At 71.9% G+C, this 17,906-nt stretch carries 14 protein-coding genes and 2 tRNA genes; 14 read left to right on the forward strand and 2 right to left on the reverse strand.

Annotated features, from left to right (window positions below; all coding sequences use genetic code 11):
• Position 1: 1 nt before the first annotated feature.
• From nadD to H295_RS0115345, 8 genes are all read left to right on the forward strand, one after another.
• Entirely contained in the window at positions 2 to 643 is a 642-nt protein-coding gene (nadD, locus tag H295_RS0115310) for a nicotinate-nucleotide adenylyltransferase (RefSeq protein ID WP_028809384.1), read from the forward strand.
• Positions 644 to 659: 16 nt separating this feature from the next.
• Complete coding sequence (locus tag H295_RS0115315; protein ID WP_020136210.1) at positions 660 to 2,405, forward strand: LCP family protein; 1,746 nt, start codon at positions 660 to 662, stop codon at positions 2,403 to 2,405.
• 77 nt (positions 2,406 to 2,482) lie between these two features.
• Positions 2,483 to 2,926 (forward strand): ribosome silencing factor, encoded by a 444-nt coding sequence (rsfS, locus tag H295_RS0115320; RefSeq protein ID WP_020136211.1) that lies wholly within the window; start codon positions 2,483 to 2,485, stop codon positions 2,924 to 2,926.
• Positions 2,923 to 3,582 carry a histidine phosphatase family protein gene (locus H295_RS0115325; protein WP_020136212.1) on the forward strand — a complete coding sequence of 220 codons (660 nt, stop codon included), beginning with the start codon at positions 2,923 to 2,925 and terminating at the stop codon, positions 3,580 to 3,582. Before rsfS ends, H295_RS0115325 begins: the two co-directional genes overlap by 4 nt.
• A 105-nt stretch (positions 3,583 to 3,687) precedes the next feature.
• A tRNA-Ala gene (locus tag H295_RS0115330) sits at positions 3,688 to 3,760 on the forward strand.
• A 369-nt stretch (positions 3,761 to 4,129) separates the two neighbouring features.
• Positions 4,130 to 4,303, forward strand: a complete 174-nt coding sequence (locus H295_RS46700) for a hypothetical protein (protein WP_020136213.1) — start codon at positions 4,130 to 4,132, stop codon at positions 4,301 to 4,303.
• 3 nt (positions 4,304 to 4,306) lie between these two features.
• Positions 4,307 to 4,540 (forward strand): hypothetical protein, encoded by a 234-nt coding sequence (locus tag H295_RS0115340; RefSeq protein WP_019523121.1) that lies wholly within the window; start codon positions 4,307 to 4,309, stop codon positions 4,538 to 4,540.
• Between the two features lie 84 nt (positions 4,541 to 4,624).
• A tRNA-Ala gene (locus H295_RS0115345) sits at positions 4,625 to 4,697 on the forward strand.
• 109 nt (positions 4,698 to 4,806) lie between these two features.
• Here the strand turns inward: H295_RS0115345 and H295_RS0115350 are convergent.
• Together H295_RS0115350 and H295_RS0115355 are read right to left on the reverse strand one after the other, a co-directional pair.
• Positions 4,807 to 6,420, reverse strand: coding sequence for an NADH-quinone oxidoreductase subunit NuoF family protein (locus H295_RS0115350; RefSeq protein WP_020136215.1), 1,614 nt, complete (start codon positions 6,418 to 6,420; stop codon positions 4,807 to 4,809).
• Positions 6,417 to 7,757, reverse strand: a complete 1,341-nt coding sequence (locus tag H295_RS0115355) for a cytochrome b/b6 domain-containing protein (protein ID WP_234021614.1) — start codon at positions 7,755 to 7,757, stop codon at positions 6,417 to 6,419. Before H295_RS0115355 ends, H295_RS0115350 begins: the two co-directional genes overlap by 4 nt.
• Before the next feature lie 446 nt (positions 7,758 to 8,203).
• On the opposite strand from H295_RS0115355, the gene leuS reads away from it, so the two are divergent.
• The 6 genes from leuS (at position 8,204) to H295_RS0115385 (ending at position 17,876) form a co-directional block, all read left to right on the forward strand.
• Positions 8,204 to 11,080 (forward strand): leucine--tRNA ligase, encoded by a 2,877-nt coding sequence (gene leuS / locus H295_RS0115360; protein WP_020136217.1) that lies wholly within the window; start codon positions 8,204 to 8,206, stop codon positions 11,078 to 11,080.
• A gap of 166 nt (positions 11,081 to 11,246) precedes the next feature.
• On the forward strand, positions 11,247 to 11,981 hold the full coding sequence (locus H295_RS0115365; RefSeq protein ID WP_028809385.1) for a hypothetical protein: 735 nt from the start codon (positions 11,247 to 11,249) through the stop codon (positions 11,979 to 11,981).
• A gap of 96 nt (positions 11,982 to 12,077) precedes the next feature.
• Positions 12,078 to 12,923, forward strand: a complete 846-nt coding sequence (locus H295_RS0115370; protein WP_020136219.1) for a DegV family protein — start codon at positions 12,078 to 12,080, stop codon at positions 12,921 to 12,923.
• Between the two features lie 153 nt (positions 12,924 to 13,076).
• A complete protein-coding gene (locus H295_RS0115375) occupies positions 13,077 to 14,234 on the forward strand; it encodes a ComEA family DNA-binding protein (RefSeq protein ID WP_028809386.1) in 1,158 nt (385 codons plus the stop codon).
• A 98-nt stretch (positions 14,235 to 14,332) separates the two neighbouring features.
• The gene (locus H295_RS43250) at positions 14,333 to 17,017 is read left to right on the forward strand and encodes a ComEC/Rec2 family competence protein (protein WP_020136221.1); all 2,685 of its coding nucleotides are present in this window, start codon (positions 14,333 to 14,335) and stop codon (positions 17,015 to 17,017) included.
• 4 nt (positions 17,018 to 17,021) lie between these two features.
• Entirely contained in the window at positions 17,022 to 17,876 is an 855-nt protein-coding gene (locus H295_RS0115385) for an arylamine N-acetyltransferase family protein (RefSeq protein WP_028809387.1), read from the forward strand.
• The last annotated feature ends 30 nt before the right edge of the window (positions 17,877 to 17,906 follow it).

Here is a 17,906-nt window from a genome sequence, read left to right on the forward strand (position 1 = left end):
CATGGGAGAGCAGGACATGCCTACCGGCCCGGGCGACCACGGCCCCTCGAACCCCGGCAAGCGCCGCCTCGGGGTCATGGGCGGAACGTTCGACCCGATCCACCACGGACACCTCGTGGCGGCCAGCGAGGTCGCCGCGCAGTTCCACCTGGACGAGGTCGTGTTCGTACCGACCGGCCAGCCGTGGCAGAAGACGCACCGCAGGGTGTCCGCGGCCGAGGACCGTTATCTGATGACGGTCATCGCGACCGCCGAGAACCCCCAGTTCTCGGTCAGCCGGATCGACATCGACCGCGGCGGCCCCACCTACACCACGGACACGCTGCGCGACCTGAAGTCCCTCAACGCCGACACCGACCTCTTCTTCATCACCGGCGCCGACGCCCTCGGCCAGATCCTCACCTGGCGGGACGTGGAGGAACTGTTCTCCCTCGCGCACTTCATCGGGGTCACCCGGCCCGGCCACACCCTGGCCGACCCCGGGCTGCCCGAGGGCGGGGTCTCGCTCGTCGAGGTCCCGGCCCTGGCGATCTCCTCCACCGACTGCCGGGCGAGAGTCGCCAAGGGCGACCCCGTCTGGTACCTGGTGCCGGACGGCGTCGTGCGTTATATCGACAAGCGCGAGCTGTACCGCGGCGAGTGAGCCGAGAGGGGCACCGGTGAACGACCGATACGACGCTGGTTACGGCGGCGATCCCGAGAACCAGTACGAACTCGTCGGCTACGACGAGTACGGCCGGCCGGTGTACCAGCAGGTCCAGCCGCAGCAACAGGCTCCGCGGCAGCAGTACGACCCGTACGCACAGCAGGGCTACGGCTACGACCCGTACGCCACGGGCACCCAGAACCCGGTCCCGCCGTACGACCCCTACGCCGCCGGCGACACCGGTCAGCAGGCGCCGACCCCGTCCTACGACCCGTACGGCGACGGGAGCGGGGCCGGGCAGGGCACCGGTCCGGGGACGGCGTACGACCCCTACGGACAGGCCGCCACGAGCGGACGGCAGCAGCGGGTCACCGAGCAGACGGCCTACATCCCCCAGCAGGGCGGCCCCACCGGCCAGGCGCCGCAGACCGCGCCGGCCGGCCGTCCCGCAGCGGGTGCCGGTGACGACGACGAACGGCAGTACCACACCGCCCAGTTCGCCTTCGTGGAGGAGCCCGACGGGGACTCCGAGGACGTCATCGACTGGCTCAACTTCACCGAGAACCGCACCGAGCGCCGCGAGGAGGCCAAGCGCCGGGCCCGCAGCCGGCTCGTCGCCCTGGTCGTCGTCCTCGCCCTGGTCGCGGTCGGCGGTGTCGGCTGGCTCTGGTACGCCGGGAAGCTGCCCGGACTCTCGGACCCGGAGAGCAAGAAGGGCACCTCGATCGCGGCGAGCGCCCAGAACCGTGACGTGATCGTCGTCCACCTGCACAACACCGCGAAGGGCGGCACCTCCACCGCGCTGCTCGTCGACAACACCACCACCGACCGGGGCACCACTGTCCTGATCCCCAACTCCCTCAACCTCACGGCCGACGACGGCACCACGACCACCCTGGCCAAGTCCGTCGACGACGACGGCTCCTCGGGGACCGTCGACGCCCTCGACACCGTCCTCGGCACCGACATCGAGGGCACCTGGCGCCTGGACACCCCCTACCTCCAGAACCTCGTCGACCTCGTCGGCAACATCGACCTCGACACGAACACCGCCGTGCCCGACCCGGCCGCCAAGAAGAAGGGCCAGGCGCCCCTGGTGAGCAAGGGGAAGGACCAGACCCTCAGCGGCAAGATGGCCGTCGCCTACGCCACCTACCGCGCTCCCGGCGAGTCCCAGGACGCCCAGCTGGAGCGCTTCGGGCAGGTCATGCAGGGCGTGCTGCGCAAGCTGTCCTCCGATCCGACGGCCGCGACGACCACCGTGCAGACCCTGGCCCAGATCCTCGACCCGTCCCTGACCGACAAGGACCTCGGCACCTTCCTCGCCAAGCTCGCCGACCTCGCCAAGGGCGGCGACTACCGGACCACGCTGCTCCCCGTCCAGCAGGACGGCACCCTCAGCGCGGCGGCCAGTGCGAGCGTGGTCAAGGACGTCCTCGGCGGCAAGGCGAAGAGCCCCGACAAGGACGCGGCCGTGAGCGTCTCCGTCCAGAACGCCACCGGCACCAAGGACAACACCGAGAAGGCCCGGGTCGTCCTCCTCAACGGCGGCTTCACCTTCCTCGACGGCGGCACGCCCTCCGGTACGCAGACCACCTCCAAGGTCGTCTACGCCGACGCGGGCGACAAGGCCAACGCCGCCGAGGTCGCCAAGACCCTCGGCCTGCCCGCCGGCGCCGTGACCAAGGGCACGGTCTCCTCCAGCGCGGACGTCGCCGTGATCCTCGGGCGGGACTACAAGCCGTCCTCGGGGTCCTAGCGGAACAATCACGTGGGGTGGCGTCGGCGGTCCGTGAGACCCTTGAGGTCAAGTGACCGCCGACCGAAAGCCTTGTAGTGACCGCGACTGACCGTTCCCTCGAGCTCGTCCACACCGCCGCGCAGGCGGCCGCCGACAAGCTCGCCCATGATGTGATCGCCTACGACGTCAGCGACGTCCTCTCGATCACCGACGCCTTCCTGCTGGCGTCCGCGCCCAACGACCGTCAGGTCAAGTCCATCGTCGACGAGATCGAGGAGCGGCTCTCCAAGGAGCTCGGCGCCAAGCCGGTGCGCCGTGAGGGCGACCGCGAGGCCCGCTGGGTCCTCCTCGACTACGTGGACATCGTGGTCCACGTCCAGCACAGCGAGGAGCGGGTCTTCTACGCCCTGGAGCGGCTCTGGAAGGACTGCCCCGAGCTGGAGCTGCCCGCCGACGCCAAGGCGACCCGCGGCAAGGGCGAGGAGCACGCCAAGCTCCGGGCCGAGGAGGACGACGCCGAGTTCGGGGAGCAGCGGTGACCGCTGCCGACGGCCGCAGGGGCCGGGGCCGCCGCGTCATCCTGTGGCGGCACGGCCAGACCTCCTGGAACGTGGAGCGCCGCTTCCAGGGCAGCACCGACGTCGCTCTCACCGAGACCGGCGTCGGCCAGGCCCGCCGCGCCGCCCGGCTGCTCGCCTCGCTCCAGCCCGACGCGATCGTCGCCTCCGACCTCCAGCGGGCCGCGAACACGGCCGCCGAGCTCGCCGCGCTCACCGGCCTGGACGTAACCCACGACGAGGGGCTGCGCGAGACCTACGCGGGCGTCTGGCAGGGGCTCACGCACGAGGAGATCATCGCCCGGCACGGCGAGGAGTACGCCGCGTGGAAGCGCGGTGAGCCGGTCCGCCGCGGCGGCGGGGAACTGGAGACCGAGGTCGCCGACCGCGCCGCTCCCGTGGTGCTCCGGCACGCCGACAAGCTTCCCGAGAACGGCACCCTCGTGGTGGTCAGCCACGGCGGCACGATCCGCACCACCATCGGACGGCTGCTCGGTCTGGAGCCCCGGCACTGGGAGAGCCTCGGCGGCCTCTCCAACTGCTGCTGGTCCGTCCTCGGCGAGGGCGCCCGCGGCTGGCGCCTCCTGGAGCACAACGCCGGCACCCTCCCGGAGCCGGTGCTCGGGGACGACGACTGAACGGCGGCGGAACCGGCGCCCACCAGGCACGGACCCGGATTTCACTTTCCGGCAGGTCGCAGGCTAGAGTTCTTCTTGTTCGCCCGCCGAGCGGGAAGAACGCAAGGGGCTATAGCTCAGTTGGTAGAGCGCCTGCATGGCATGCAGGAGGTCAGGAGTTCAATTCTCCTTAGCTCCACAGATCGGCACTCGGTCGAGTTGTCGAAGATCGTGACGAGGATCCCGTCTCCTTCCGGAGGCGGGATTTTCTGTGCTCTGTCCTGCTTGATCCTCCTCCGCCGCTGGGCGTCGCGGCCGGCCCGGTACGTGATCACCTGGCCCGGTGCGTGCTTCGGCACACTCTTTCTCCACCGACTTGAGTCACTGGGCCCCTCTGAGGCGTATACCTCTGCGAAGGCGCTGTTGGCGTGCACGTTCGCGCCGGCCGGGACCCGTCGGGACGGGTCCCGTGTCCGGACTGGTACTCAGGCGTCGCTGACCGTATTGGTCCGGCCGTGGCAGAATCAAACGGCCGGAAGGGGGCGCGGCCCGACGGGAGGGAGCAGTGATGCCTGCGAGCATCCTCGTGGAGGTCGGCCACCTCCACGAAGCGGCGTCGACAAGGGACACGACGGTCCGCCTCATCTGCCCTTCCTGCGGTTCCGTCCACGTGGCGCAAGTACTCGGCGACAACGGCGGGGTCTCCTACGTGTGCACGGCCTGCGGCCACAGCTGGAGCTGATCGATGGGTGCACACAGGCGAAAGTGCGACTGGTGCGGCAGCGGGACACCGATCGTGCGCGACATGGAGCCGCTCAATCCCGACTACCAGTACTGGTGCGAGGAATGCGCGCGGGCGCTGATCATAAAAGGCGACCCCATCGAGACGTACCGCGAACTGGAGGGTGAGCCGATCTACGGCCGTCTCCTCGAGGAGCACTGCACGCTCAAACGGTTCTACTCGTTCGTCACTGCCTGAGCCGGGAAACGATTTGGTGTTCCACCCCGGAGACCGTGTAATGTTGGCTCCGCCGCCGGGGAAACCGGGCGGAACACCAAGCAAGGGGCTATAGCTCAGTTGGTAGAGCACCTGCATGGCATGCAGGGGGTCAGGAGTTCAAATCTCCTTAGCTCCACAGAAAGATCCCGCCGGATCATCTCGATCCGGCGGGATCTTCTTGTTTCCAGGGCCAGTTACGACGAAGGGGCCGCCCGAATCCCGGGCGGCCCCTTCGTGACGTCGGCTCAGCGGCCCAGCGCTCGCCGCCCACGGCCCTGGGAGAGGACCGGGAGGTTGCGGGCGGGGCCCTTGTCGCGCGGCGACTCCTCCTCCAGGCGCAGGGCCAGCGCGGGGCAGCGACGCACCGCACGCAGCGCCTTCGCCTCGGCGTAGCGCGGCACTTGCGCCTGGGCGACGGTCGGGAAGCCGTCGGCGCCGAGTTCGAAGACCTCGGGGAGGATGTCGGCGCACAGGCCGTGGCCCCGGCACAGCGTCCAGTCGACGTAGATCTTCTGACGGCTGGGGCCGTTCTCCTCGACCTCGCCGCCGCCCGGGATGCCCGTCGGCATCTTTCCGCCCTCGAAGAGCGGCAGAACGCCCTCCACGGGCCGTCCGCAGCCGTTGCCGAGGACATGGGCGGCCAGGTCGTCCGTGAACGCCTTGATGGTCGACTCCAGGAACATCGCGGAGCCGTCCGGGTGCGAGCACGCGCCGCGCCGCTTCACGTTCTTGGCGACCTGCTTGAGCGCCTCCAGGGCGGCCGGGCCGCCGCCGTTGAGGATGTCCTCCATGCCGCGCGCGGCGGCCGGCAGACCCAGGTAGCAGGGCCCGCACTGGCCCGCGCTCTCCTCGGCCAGCCACTGCGCCACCCGCAGCGACTCGCCCAGCGGGCAGGTCTCCTGAGTGATCGGCAGGATCGCGCCGGCGCCGAGCGCCCCGCCCACGGCGTCCAGGGAGTTGCGGGAGACGATCGCCTCGTTGACGGTCGCCGCGTCGATCCACTTGCCGTGGTAGCCGCCGGTCAGCACACCCTGCGGGACCGGCGGGGCGCCGGCCAACTGCAGGACGTAGCGCAGCGGTACGCCCGTCGGGACCTCGATCACCATGGGGCGCGCGACGGCACCGGAGACCGTGAGCATGACGGTGCCCGGCTCGTCGTACAGACCGGTGTTGCCGTACCGCTCCGGACCGATGCGCGCGGCGATCGCCAGCTGCGCGAAGGTCTCCGCGTTGGACAGCAGGGTCGGTGCGCCGCCGACGCCGTTCTGCGAGGCGCTGACCTTGCGGCCGGGCGGGATGGCCGGGCCGCCGTCGATGGAACGGATCAGCGAGGCCGCCGCTCCGGTGACCATGCGGACGGGATTGCGCTGCACGCGCGCGCGGAGAGCCGATCGCCGGCCGTTGCTGAGGCCGCGCTCGGCGAGGGCGGCCTCCATGGAGCGCTGGGTCGACTCCCGGGTGACCCCGATCACGAGGGTCCTGGCGCCCAGCGCCTCGGCGGCCAGGAGGGCGCCGTCCAGGATGAGGTGGGGGGCACGGTTGATGAGGACCGTGTCCTTGCGGCAGGCTGGTTCGTCCTCACTGCCGTTGACGACGACGACCGGCCGGATGCCGCGCTTGATCGCCGCTTCGGCGACCGAGCGCAGCTTCTTGTGGAAGGGGAAGCCGGCACCGCCGCGCCCCTTCAGGTTGATGGCCTCGGAGAGCTTCGCGAGCTGCTCCCCGCCCATGGGTTCGAGCGGCCCGTGCACCTTCAGGTGCATGGGCAGGTCAAGTCGTTCGACAAGGTCGAAGCCCGACGTGAGCTGGGGAAGCCCGACCACGCGGACTTCCGGGACGTCGGGCAGGGCCTCGTTCACCTATAGCCTCCGGAAGGCGTGTTCCAAGGTTCGCCCGAGCCCGGCGAGTCGAAGCCGTACGACTGGCCGGACGTCTGATCTGTGGCGGGACCGCTGTTGTACGTGTCGTTCGAGTTGTACGTGCCATACATGGTGTTTGACTCACCGGTGTCGCCTACATCACCCGTCAAATAGCTGGCCGTGCCCGAATTGCCGCCATAGGTGGGGATGTTGTACCCCGTGTCCTGGAGGGGGTCGTAGGCGGACGGGGGCGCCTCGCCGACCGGCGGCGGGGACGGGATCGGCCAGTTGCCCGAGGTGCTGCCGACGCCGTCCACGCGCGCGATGGGCTCGGTGGCGGCCTGCATGTCCATGGGCATGTCCATGCGCGCGGTCTGGCCGGTGTCGTAGGGCTGCTGCCCGCCGGGGGACATGGCGCGGTAGGCGGCGGCGAACCCGCTGCCCGCGGGCTCGGGGGCCGGGGTCTGGTAGACGGGGGTGGAGCCGGTCTGCGACAGGCCCTCGTAGCCGGGCAGGGCGGACTCCGAGCGGCGGCCACCGGACTCGGCGCCCCTGCGGCCCTCGCCGCGGCTCTCGCGGCCCGGCGCGGCCGTCTCCGCGGCCCGCCTGGCCCGGGAGGCCTCCAGTTCCTCGCGGCCCCCGCGCTCCTCGGCGCCGAGGAGTACGGCGACGCGGTCGGTGATCCTGCGCTTGAAGGGGCGGGGAGCCGCGCGCAGGGCGAGTGCCACGATGACGCCGAGCACGCAGAGCGCGTACAGGTAGGTGAAGATCGGGGCCTTGACCGCGCGGCCCGCGTACAGGCCGTGGACCAGGCCGGCGCACCAGGCGGGGTAGGCCAGCATGTGCATCGCCCGCCAGCGGGCCGCGACCGGGGCCGGGGAGGCGAACCGGTTGCGCAGCGCTCCGGTGATGCCCACGAAGATCATGAGCTGGCCGGCCAGGGTGCCGAGTCCTATGAGGCCGCCGCTGCTGCTGAAGCCGAGGCCGAAGGGGATGAACGCGGCGATCCACGTGGTGTGTTCGAGGGTGAGTTTGATCCCGATGTGCAGCAGGAGGAACGAGATCGAGCCCACGGCGGTGATCCGGTGCACGCCCTGGGCGACGATCCGCTGACGGGTGTTGAGGATCAGCCGGTCCTGTGCGACGAGTCCCCAGATCACGGAACAGGTCAGGAGGACGAGCGTCACCACGCCCGCTCCGAAGTTGAGGAAGTCCTGGAGCCAGACGCCTCCGTACACCACGACCAGAGGGATGGCCAGCAGGAAGACGGCCGTCGCCACCCCATAGGCCGACCGGCCCGTCCTGGGGAGCGTGCTGTTGCTACTACGAGGGTTCATGGGGGCAACTCCGAGCGGTTCGGGAAGGCGGTCCCGCTGCCGCACTCTAAGTGGCGCCATACCGATGGGTACGGCGTTTGAGTTATTGCGTTGTTATCAAACGGTCGCGGGGCCGTCGTGACGCCCCTTAGCGGCTGTTACGCGAAGTAACCTCTGGCCTTGCTCCAGTTCCTCTCGGGTGGATACGGTGCGGCTCGACTGCGGCGGCGAGTGCGGCACCCGGTGCCAAAGAGGCATACGTAAGCTCGTCGCGGCTTGCTCAACGGCTGCGGTACCCTAACGCCATGCGTGCCGTACGCCTTCTGCTTAGCGAGCCGCGCTGATCAGTCCCGACCACCGGTGAAGACGTGGTCGGAATCGGCGCGGCCTCCCCTCCTGTGCGAGGGGATTTTTCGTTTCCGGACGACACAGCCGCTGGCAGAGACGATCGATGGAGCTTTGAGGACATGAGCGAGACGAACCCCGCTGCCCCCGCCGAGGTGGCCGCGCCGCACCGCTACACGGCCGCCGTCGCGGCCGAGATCGAGGCACGCTGGCAGGACATCTGGGACGCCGACGGCACCTACGCGGCGCCGAACCCCAAGGGCGACCTGGCGGGCGACCCGGAGGTCGTCGCCCGGCCCAAGAAGTTCATCATGGACATGTTCCCGTACCCGTCCGGTGCGGGCCTGCACGTCGGCCACCCCCTGGGCTACATCGCCACCGACGTCTACGCCCGCTTCCAGCGCATGACGGGCCACAACGTCCTGCACACCCTGGGCTTCGACGCCTTCGGCCTGCCCGCCGAGCAGCACGCCGTCCAGACCGGCGAGCACCCGCGGATCACCACCGAGGCCGCGATCAACAACATGAAGTCCCAGCTGCGCCGGCTGGGCCTGGGCCACGACAAGCGCCGGTCGTTCGCCACGATCGACCCGGACTACTACAAGTGGACCCAGTGGATCTTCCTGCAGATCTTCAACTCCTGGTACGACGACGAGGCGAAGCGGGCCCGCCCGATCTCCGAGCTGGTCGCCGCGTTCGAGTCCGGTGAGCGCGCGGTTCCCGGCGGCCGCTCCTGGGACGCCCTGTCCGCCGTCGAGCGTGCCGACGTCCTGGGCGAGTACCGCCTGGCGTACGCCTCCGAAGCGCCGGTCAACTGGTGTCCGGGCCTGGGCACCGTGCTGGCCAACGAGGAGGTCACCGCCGACGGCCGCTCCGAGCGCGGCAACTTCCCGGTCTTCAAGGCCAAGCTGCGCCAGTGGAACATGCGGATCACCGCGTACGCCGACCGGCTGCTGGACGACCTGAACGAGCTGGACTGGCCCGAGGCCATCAAGCTGCAGCAGCGCAACTGGATCGGCCGCTCCGAGGGCGCCCGCGTCGACTTCCCGATCGACGGCGAGCACATCACCGTCTTCACCACCCGCCCCGACACCCTGTTCGGCGCGACCTACATGGTGCTGGCGCCCGAGCACCCGCTGGTCGAGAAGTTCACGCCCGCCGTCTGGCCGGAGGGCACCCACGACGCCTGGACCGGCGGTCACGCGACCCCGGGCGAGGCCGTCGCCGCCTACCGCGCACAGGCCGCCTCCAAGTCCGACGTCGAGCGCCAGGCCGAGGCCAAGGACAAGACCGGCGTCTTCACCGGCTCGTACGCCACCAACCCGGTCAACGGCGAGCCGGTCCCCGTCTTCATCGCGGACTACGTCCTGATGGGCTACGGCACCGGCGCGATCATGGCCGTACCCGGCCACGACTCCCGCGACTTCGCGTTCGCGCGCGCCTTCGACCTGCCCGTGGTGTGCGTCGTCGAGCCGACCGACGGCCGCGGCACCGACACCTCCACGTGGGAGGACGCCTTCGTCTCCTACGACGCGAAGATCGTCAACTCCGCCGGCAAGGGCGTCTCCCTGGACGGCCTGGGCGTCGTCGAGGCCAAGGCGCGCATCACCGAGTGGCTGGAGAGCGAGGGCGTCGGCGAGGGCACCGTCAACTTCCGCCTGCGCGACTGGCTGTTCAGCCGCCAGCGCTACTGGGGAGAGCCCTTCCCGATCGTCTACGACGAGGACGGCATCGCCCACTCGCTGCCCGAGTCGATGCTGCCGCTGGAGCTGCCCGAGGTCGAGGACTACTCGCCGCGCACCTTCGACCCGGACGACGCGGACACCTCCCCGGAGACCCCGCTGTCCCGCAACGAGGACTGGGTGAACGTCACCCTGGACCTGGGCGACGGACGCGGCCCGCGCGCGTACCGCCGTGAGACCAACACCATGCCCAACTGGGCCGGTTCCTGCTGGTACGAACTGCGCTACCTGGACCCGCACAACGACTCCGCCCTGGTCGACCCCGAGATCGAGCGGTACTGGATGGGCCCGCGCGCGGGTCAGCCGCACGGCGGTGTCGACCTGTACGTCGGCGGCGCCGAGCACGCCGTGCTGCACCTGCTGTACGCGCGCTTCTGGTCCAAGGTCCTGTTCGACCTGGGGCACATCTCGTCGCCCGAGCCGTTCCACAAGCTGTTCAACCAGGGCATGATCCAGGCCTTCGTCTACCGCGACAGCCGGGGCTTCCCGGTGCCGGCCGCCGAGATCGAGGAGCGGGACGGGCAGTTCTTCTTCCAGGGCGAGCCCGTCAAGCGCGAGCTGGGCAAGATGGGCAAGTCCCTGAAGAACGCCGTCACTCCCGAGGCGATCTGCGAGGAGTACGGCGCCGACACCCTGCGCCTGTACGAGATGGCCATGGGCCCGCTGGACGTATCGCGGCCGTGGGACACCCGCGCGGTGGTCGGCCAGTACCGGCTGCTGCAGCGGCTGTGGCGCAACGTCGTCGACGAGACGACCGGCGAGGTCACCGTCGTGGACGCCGAGCCCGACGAGGCCACGCTGCGTGCCCTGCACAAGGCGATCGACGGCGTCCGGCACGACCTGGAGGGCCTGCGCTTCAACACCGCCATCGCCAAGGTCACCGAGCTGAACAACCACCTGACCAAGGCGGGCGGTCCGGTGTCGCGCCAGGTCGCCGAGGCGCTGGTGCTGCTGGTCACGCCGCTGGCCCCGCACATCGCCGAGGAGCTGTGGCGCAGGCTGGGCCACACCGCCTCGGTCGTCCACCAGGACTTCCCGGTCGCCGACCCCGCCTACGTCGTGGACGAGACCGTGACCTGCGTGGTCCAGGTCAAGGGCAAGGTCAAGGCCCGCCTGGAGGTCTCGCCGGCCATCTCCGACGAGGAACTGGAGAAGGTGGCGCTGGCCGACGAGAAGGTCGTGGCGGCGCTGGACGGGGCGGACATCCGCAAGGTGATCGTGCGGGCGCCGAAGCTGGTGAACATCGTTCCGGCGTAAGGCTCGATGCAGGGTTCGTCCGGCCTGATGTGCCGGGCGGGGTCCGTGTCCCCTAGGGGTGCCGTGCGGGCAGGTTCGGGGTTCCTCCGGAACTCCGGGCCTGCCCGTTGCGTTTACCTTGGAAGAGCGGCGCGGCGCGTGCCGTGCCGGTCGGAGGAGGAGAGACGTGGAAGCAGTGATCGCGATCGTGGCCCTGCTCTTCGTGCTCTTCGTGGTGCTCGGCGTGTACGCGACAGTGAAGGTGGTCGGCGCCGCCAAGCGAGGCGTGGACCGCACCCTCACCCAGGCCCGGCGCACGGTCGAGGACCACACCCTGCGCGCCAAGTCCTTCGCCCAGCTCGGCCCGGCGGGCGAACTGGCCCAGCTGCGGCTCAAGCTGCGCACCTCGATGCGCGCCACCCAGGACGCGCTGCACGCGGGCGCCCCCGAGGACCAGTCCCTCAAGGAGTCGATGAGCCTCTTCCAGCGCCTCAGCGCCCACGGCCACGAACTGGACGGCGAGCTCAAGCGCCTGGAGTCCGAGCCCGACCGGGCGAAGCTCGCCGAGCGCCTGCCCGGCCTGCGGGAGCGCACCGAGCGCATCACACAGTCGGCCGACTCCCTGCGCTGGGCGGCCCGTGACCGCGCCCGCCGGTTCGCCGAGGACGACCTGGACACCCTGAGCGCGCAGATCGACGTGGAGTCAGGCGCCCTGCGGCACTGGACGAAGACGGAGCCGACCGCGACTCCGCCGCCGTGGCCCGAGGCCCCCGCGGCGGACGGCGGCACCGATCAGCAGACCTGGCCCGAGACGCCCCGCTCCCGCACCGCCGAGGAACCGACGCGGCCCGCGATCACCCCGCCCGGCGTCCGCCCGACCTACCCCTGGCAGAAGAAACCCCGTCCGGAGAGCACGACTTGACGCCCGGCCCGGCACCCGCCCCGAACCTGCCACGGCAGCCCCGGGCGACAGGGGCCGGGCTGCCGCCCGCACGCTACGGCAGGTAACCTCCAGCTCATGTCCCGCCATGTCGCGATCGTCACGGATTCAACGGCCTACCTGCCGCAGGGGACGATGGAGCGGCACGGCATCACAGCGGTCCCCCTGACCGTGGTCCTCGGTGACCGCGCCCTGGAAGAGGGCACCGAGATCACGGCCCGTTCGCTGGCCCAGGCGCTCCAGAAGCGACGCCCCGTCACCACCTCACGGCCCAGCCCCCAGGCCTTCGCCGAGCACTACCGCAAGGTCGCCGAGTCCGGCGCGACCGGGATCGTGTCGCTGCATCTGTCGGCCGAGCTCTCCGGCACCTACGACGCGGCGGTCGTGGCGGCGCGTGAGGCACCGGTGCCGGTGCGCGTGGTCGACACCGGCATGATCGCCATGGCCCTCGGATTCTGCGCGGTCGCCGCCGCCGAGGCCGCCGAGACGGGCGGCACGGTGGACGAGGCGGTCACGGCCGCGGAGAAACGGGCCGCGGGCACGGCCGCCTACTTCTACGTCGACACCCTCGACTATCTGCGCCGCGGGGGCCGGATCGGGGCCGCGCAGGCCCTCCTCGGCTCCGCGCTCGCGGTGAAGCCGCTGCTGAAGCTCGACGGCGGCCGGATCGAGCCCCTGGAGAAGGTGCGGACGGCGTCGAGGGCCATCGCCCGCCTGGAGGAGATCGCGGCGGACCGGGCCGGCAGCGCGCCGGTCGACATCGCGGTGCACCATCTCTCCGCCCCCGACCGGGCATCCGCCCTCGCGGACCGCCTGCGGGCACGGGTGACGGGGCTGGCCGATCTGCATGTGAGCGAGGTCGGTGCGGTGATCGGGGCGCATACGGGGCCTGGGTTGTTGGGGGTTGTGGTCTCGGCTCGGTGACGGGGCAGTACGGCCTGAGGCGCTGGAGACATGTGGGCCGGGCGTGAGGGCGGTTCACTCGTGCGGGTGGCGGAGTTGTCCACAACCGGTGGGTAGTCCACGGGAATTGACCAAGATCATCGCGAGAGTGCGGGTCTGGTCGATCCTCGGCGCATGGCACTTCGATCACGTTCACGTACAGCGACGGCAACCAGCGGACCGGGCCGCGGCCCCCACTCCGACGGACGCGCGAGGCATCGCCGGCCGCCCGCTCCCCGAGGCGCGGGAGGCGGCCGGTCCCGGCATCGGCAGGCCGCCTCGGCGGACGAACTCCAGCGCCGGGCGGAGGTGTTGTTCGCCGAACGGGTGGGCGCCCGGAGGGACTCGGGCAAGGGGCCGCCGACGGGTGGGCGGGACTTGGCCGGGGAGGTGCCGGATGTCGGTGCCGTCGATCTCGTCGGGGGCGGTTCCGGTTCGGCGATCGGTGGGGCGGGTTCCGGTTTGCCGATCGACGGGGCTGGTTCCGGGGACGGGTACGAGGCTCGGCGTGATGGTTCCGTCGGGGGCGGTGACTGGCGGGAGCGGGCCGGGATGGCTCTGCGGGAGCGGTTGCCGGTGTGGTTGCAGGCGCGGTACGGGCTGGAGCGGCGGAACGTAGTAGCCCTCTCCGTACTGCTGGTCGTGGCCGCGGTGTTCGCCGTGCAGCACTTCTGGACCGGCCGAACGCAGTCGGTCCAGGCGCCCGAAGTCGTCCGGGCGGCGGCACCGTTCGGGGAGGGCGGGTCGGCCGAGGGCGGCGCGGGCGAGGGCGGCGGTCGGGGTGGGGAGACCCGGTCGGCGGTCCCGGGCGGGATGCCCAACACCCAGGGCGCGGCGGGCGCCGAGATCGTCGTGGACGTCAGCGGCAAGGTCCGTGAACCCGGCGTCCACCGGTTGCCGGCCGGATCCAGGGTGGCCGACGCGCTGAAGGCGGCCGGCGGTGTGCGGCCGGGCACCGACACGGACGCCCTCAACCGCGCGCGGTTCCTGGTGGACGGCGAGCAGGTCGTGGTCGGCGGCCCGGCTCCCGCGCCCGGCGCAGGAGGCGTACCAGCCAACGGTGCTCCGGCCGCTCCCGGTGGCGGCCCGGCCGGTGCGGCGGCTCCCGTCTCCCTGAACACGGCCACCGTGGACCAGCTCGACACCCTGCCCGGTGTCGGGCCCGTGCTGGCCCAGCACATCCTCGACTACCGCACCCAGCACGGCGGCTTCCGCTCGGTGGACGAGCTGCGCGAGGTCAACGGCATCGGCGACCGCCGCTTCGCCGACCTGCGGAATCTCGTACGGCCATGAGGCACGGCTCGGAGGTCCCGCGAGGGGACGAGGGCGAGGCACGCAGGCCGGGCGGGGCACGCAGGCCTGCCGGAGCCGGACGGCGTGGACGGTCCGCTGTGCACGCCGCCTCCGGGAAACGGCTCGGCGACGCGCATCCCCGGCAGGAGGGCCCCACGGATCTGCGACTGGTCCCCGCGGCGCTGGCGGCGTGGGTGACGGCCGCGGTGGCCCTCGGGATGCCTGCGGGGTGGGTCACCGGGCTCGCGGCCGGGTGTCTCGTCGTCGCCTGCGCGCTGTTGTCGGGTCGGTGGCGACGGTTGCGGGGCATCGGCGCAAGGGGCAGGGTCCCGGTCGCCGCCGTGCTGCTCTGTGTCGCGGCGGCCGCCGTGTCCGCGGGGCTGCACGGGGCGGATCTGCGACGGGGACCGGTGCCGGAACTGGCCCGCCGGTACGCCACGGTGACCGCCGAGGTCGAACTGACCGCCGACCCCCGCCTGACCCGGCCCCGGATCACCGGGGACCACGCGGCACCGACCGCCGTGGTCGTCGAGGCCGACGTGCGGCGGGTGGAGACGGTGGGCGGGAGGGCCGTGGCGACCCGGACGCCGGTGCTCGTGATCGTCGATGTGCGTGCGCAGGCGGGGAAGGGGGCGTGGCGTCCCGCTGCCGGTGGGGTGGCGTCGGGGTCACAGCACGCGGGGTTCACGTCGGCCGCGGGGGAGCTGTCGCGGTCACCCTGGCTCGGACTGCTGCCGACCACGCGCGTGCGGGTGGTCGCCCGGGTGGTGCCGCCGTTGGTCGGGGGCGACCGGGTCGCGGCCGTGCTGCGGGTGCGGGACCGGGCGGGACCCGAGGTCGTGGGGCAGGCGTCGGGGGCGCAGCGGTTCGCGGGGCGGCTGCGGGCCGGGCTGCGGGAGGCCACCGACGGACTGCCGGCGGATGCCCGGGCCCTGTTGCCGGGACTGGTCGTGGGGGACACCTCGCGGATCACACCGGAGCTGGACGAGGCGTTCAAGGAGACCGACCTCGCGCACACGCTCGCCGTCTCCGGCAGCAACCTCACGATCCTGCTCGTCCTGCTCATCGGTCCGCCCGGGCTCGCCCAGCTCGTCGAACGACGGGGACTGGCACCGCGGCTCGGGATGTCGCTGCGGACGACCGCGCTGGTCGGCGGTGGGCTCACGCTGGCGTTCGTCGTCGTGTGCCGGCCTGACCCCAGTGTGCTGCGGGCCGCGGCCTGCGGGGCGGTCGCGTTGCTCGCCCTCGCGACCGGTCGCCGCAGATCACTGATCCCGGCGCTGGCCACGGCCGTCCTGCTGCTGGTGCTGTACGACCCGTGGCTGGCCCGCAGTTACGGGTTCCTGCTCTCCGTCCTGGCCACCGGGGCCCTGCTGACGCTGGCGCCGCGCTGGAGCCTGGCGCTGCGGCGGCGCCGGGTGCCGCCCCGGCTGGCGGAGGCGTTGGCGGCGGCGGCCGCCGCCCAGGCCTTGTGCGCTCCGGTGGTCGCCGTTCTGTCGGCGCGGGTGAGCCTGGTCGCGGTGCCGTGCAATCTGCTCGTGGAGTTCGCGGTCGCGCCGGCGACGGTCCTCGGCTTCGCGGCGCTGGCGACGGCACCCCTGGCGCTGCCGGTGGCCAAAGGCCTTGCCTGGTGTGCGAGTTGGCCCACCGGATGGATCGCGGAGGTCGCCCGCACCGGGGCGTCGCTGCCCGGCGGGGGTGTGGACTGGCCGGGCAGCTGGGCGGGGGCCGGGCTCCTCGCCGTCGCCACCGTAGTCGTGCTGCTCGTCGGGCGACGGCTGCTCGGACACCCCTGGTGGTGCGCGGTGTGCGCGCTGCTGTTCGCACTGGCGGTGGTGCAGCCGCCGCCGCTGACCAGGGTGGTCACGGGATGGCCGCCGCCGGGGTGGTGGATGGCGATGTGCGATGTGGGCCAGGGGGACGCGGTGGTGCTGGCGGCGGGTGAGGGCACGGGTGTGGTCGTGGACGCCGGGCCCGATCCGGCGCTGGTGGACGACTGCCTCCGCACCCTCGGCGTCACCAGGGTGCCCCTCGTGGTCCTGACCCACTTCCACGCCGACCACGTGGCGGGTCTGCCCGGGGTGCTGCGGGGGCGGTCGGTGGGAGCGATCGAGACGACGGGGTTCGAGGAACCGCTGGACCAGGCCGAGTTCGTACGACGGCAGGCGGCGGCCCGGCGGATCCCGGTGACGCGGGCGGCGGCCGGGGAAGGGCGGCGTACGGGGCCGCTGACCTGGGAGGTCCTGTGGCCGCCCGCGGGCCCGGCGGCAGTGGCGGCGGACGGGCCCAACGACGCCAGCGTCACGATGCTCGTCCGTTCGGCAGGGCTGCGCTTCCTCCTGCTCGGGGACCTCGAACCCCCGGCGCAGCAGGAGCTGTTGAGGTCACCGGCGGGGGCGCGGCTGGCGGGGGTGGACGTGCTCAAGGTCGCTCACCATGGTTCGGCCTACCAGGACCCGGAACTGATACGCCGGGCCGCCCCGCGGCTGGCGCTGATCTCGGTCGGGGCCGACAACTCCTACGGTCATCCGGCGCCCCGTACGGTCGCCGCGCTGCGGGCCGGGGGCGCGGTGGTGCTGCGGACGGACCGGGACGGGGCGTTGGCCGTCGTCGGGTCCGGTGGCGACCGCGGCGACCGCGGCGACCGCGGCGACCGCGGCGGCCATGGTGAAGGGGGCGCGGGGAGTGGGGCTGAGGGTGCCGGAGGCAGCGCGGGCGGAAACATCGAGCGGGGAGGAGGCCGTGGTGCTCGCGGTGGGGAGCTGTGGGTGGCGCGAGACTGAGGGCATGCATCCCACACAGGTTGACGCCTATCTCCGCCGCCTGGGAGTCCAGCACCCGGCATGGCCCACGGTGGAGGTCCTGCGCGAGCTGCATCTGCGGCATCTCCAGACCGTGCCCTTCGAGAACCTGTCGGTCCACCTCGGCGAGGAGATCGTGCTGGAGGAGGAGCGGCTGGTGGAGAAGGTGGTGGGCGCCGGCAGAGGGGGTTTCTGCTACGAACTGAACGGGGCGTTCGCGGGCTTGCTGGCCGCGCTCGGTTTCGATGTGACGCTGCTCGCGGGGCGGGTCTACGGCGACGAGGGGCGGCTCGGGATCCCGTACGACCATCTGGCGCTGCGGGTGCGGAGCGTGGACGGGGGAGAGTGGCTGGCCGACGTCGGGTTCGGGGCGCACAGTCACTATCCGCTGGCGTTCGGAGCGCGGGACGAGCAGGAGGACCCCGGCGGCACCCTCCGGATCGTGGAGGCGGGGCCCGACGCGGCGGGAGTGCGGGGCGGGGACGGGGCGGTGGCCAAGGGCGGGGGTGAGGCCGCGGATCTGGATGTCGTGGTGGGCGGCAGGAGCCAGTACCGGCTGGAGATGCGGCCACGGGTGCTCGGGGACTTCGTGGCCGGGGCGTGGTGGCACAGCACCTCGCCGGCCTCGCACTTCACACAGTCCCTGGTGTGTTCGCGGGTGACGCAGGACGGCGGCCGGATCACGCTCAGCGGGCGGGTCCTCAAGGTGACGGGGGCGGACGGGGCGCGCGAGGAGCGGGAGTTGGGGACGGACGAGGAGGTGCTGGAGGTGTACCGGGAGAGGTTCGGCATCGCGCTGGACCGGGTGCCGCTGGTACGGCACCCCGGCCGGGTCGGATAGCGGCAGGTGGGGGGGTGGGCTGGGGCGGCG

The organism is Streptomyces sp. 351MFTsu5.1, assembly GCF_000383655.1.
Lineage (GTDB): Bacteria > Actinomycetota > Actinomycetes > Streptomycetales > Streptomycetaceae > Streptomyces > Streptomyces griseorubiginosus.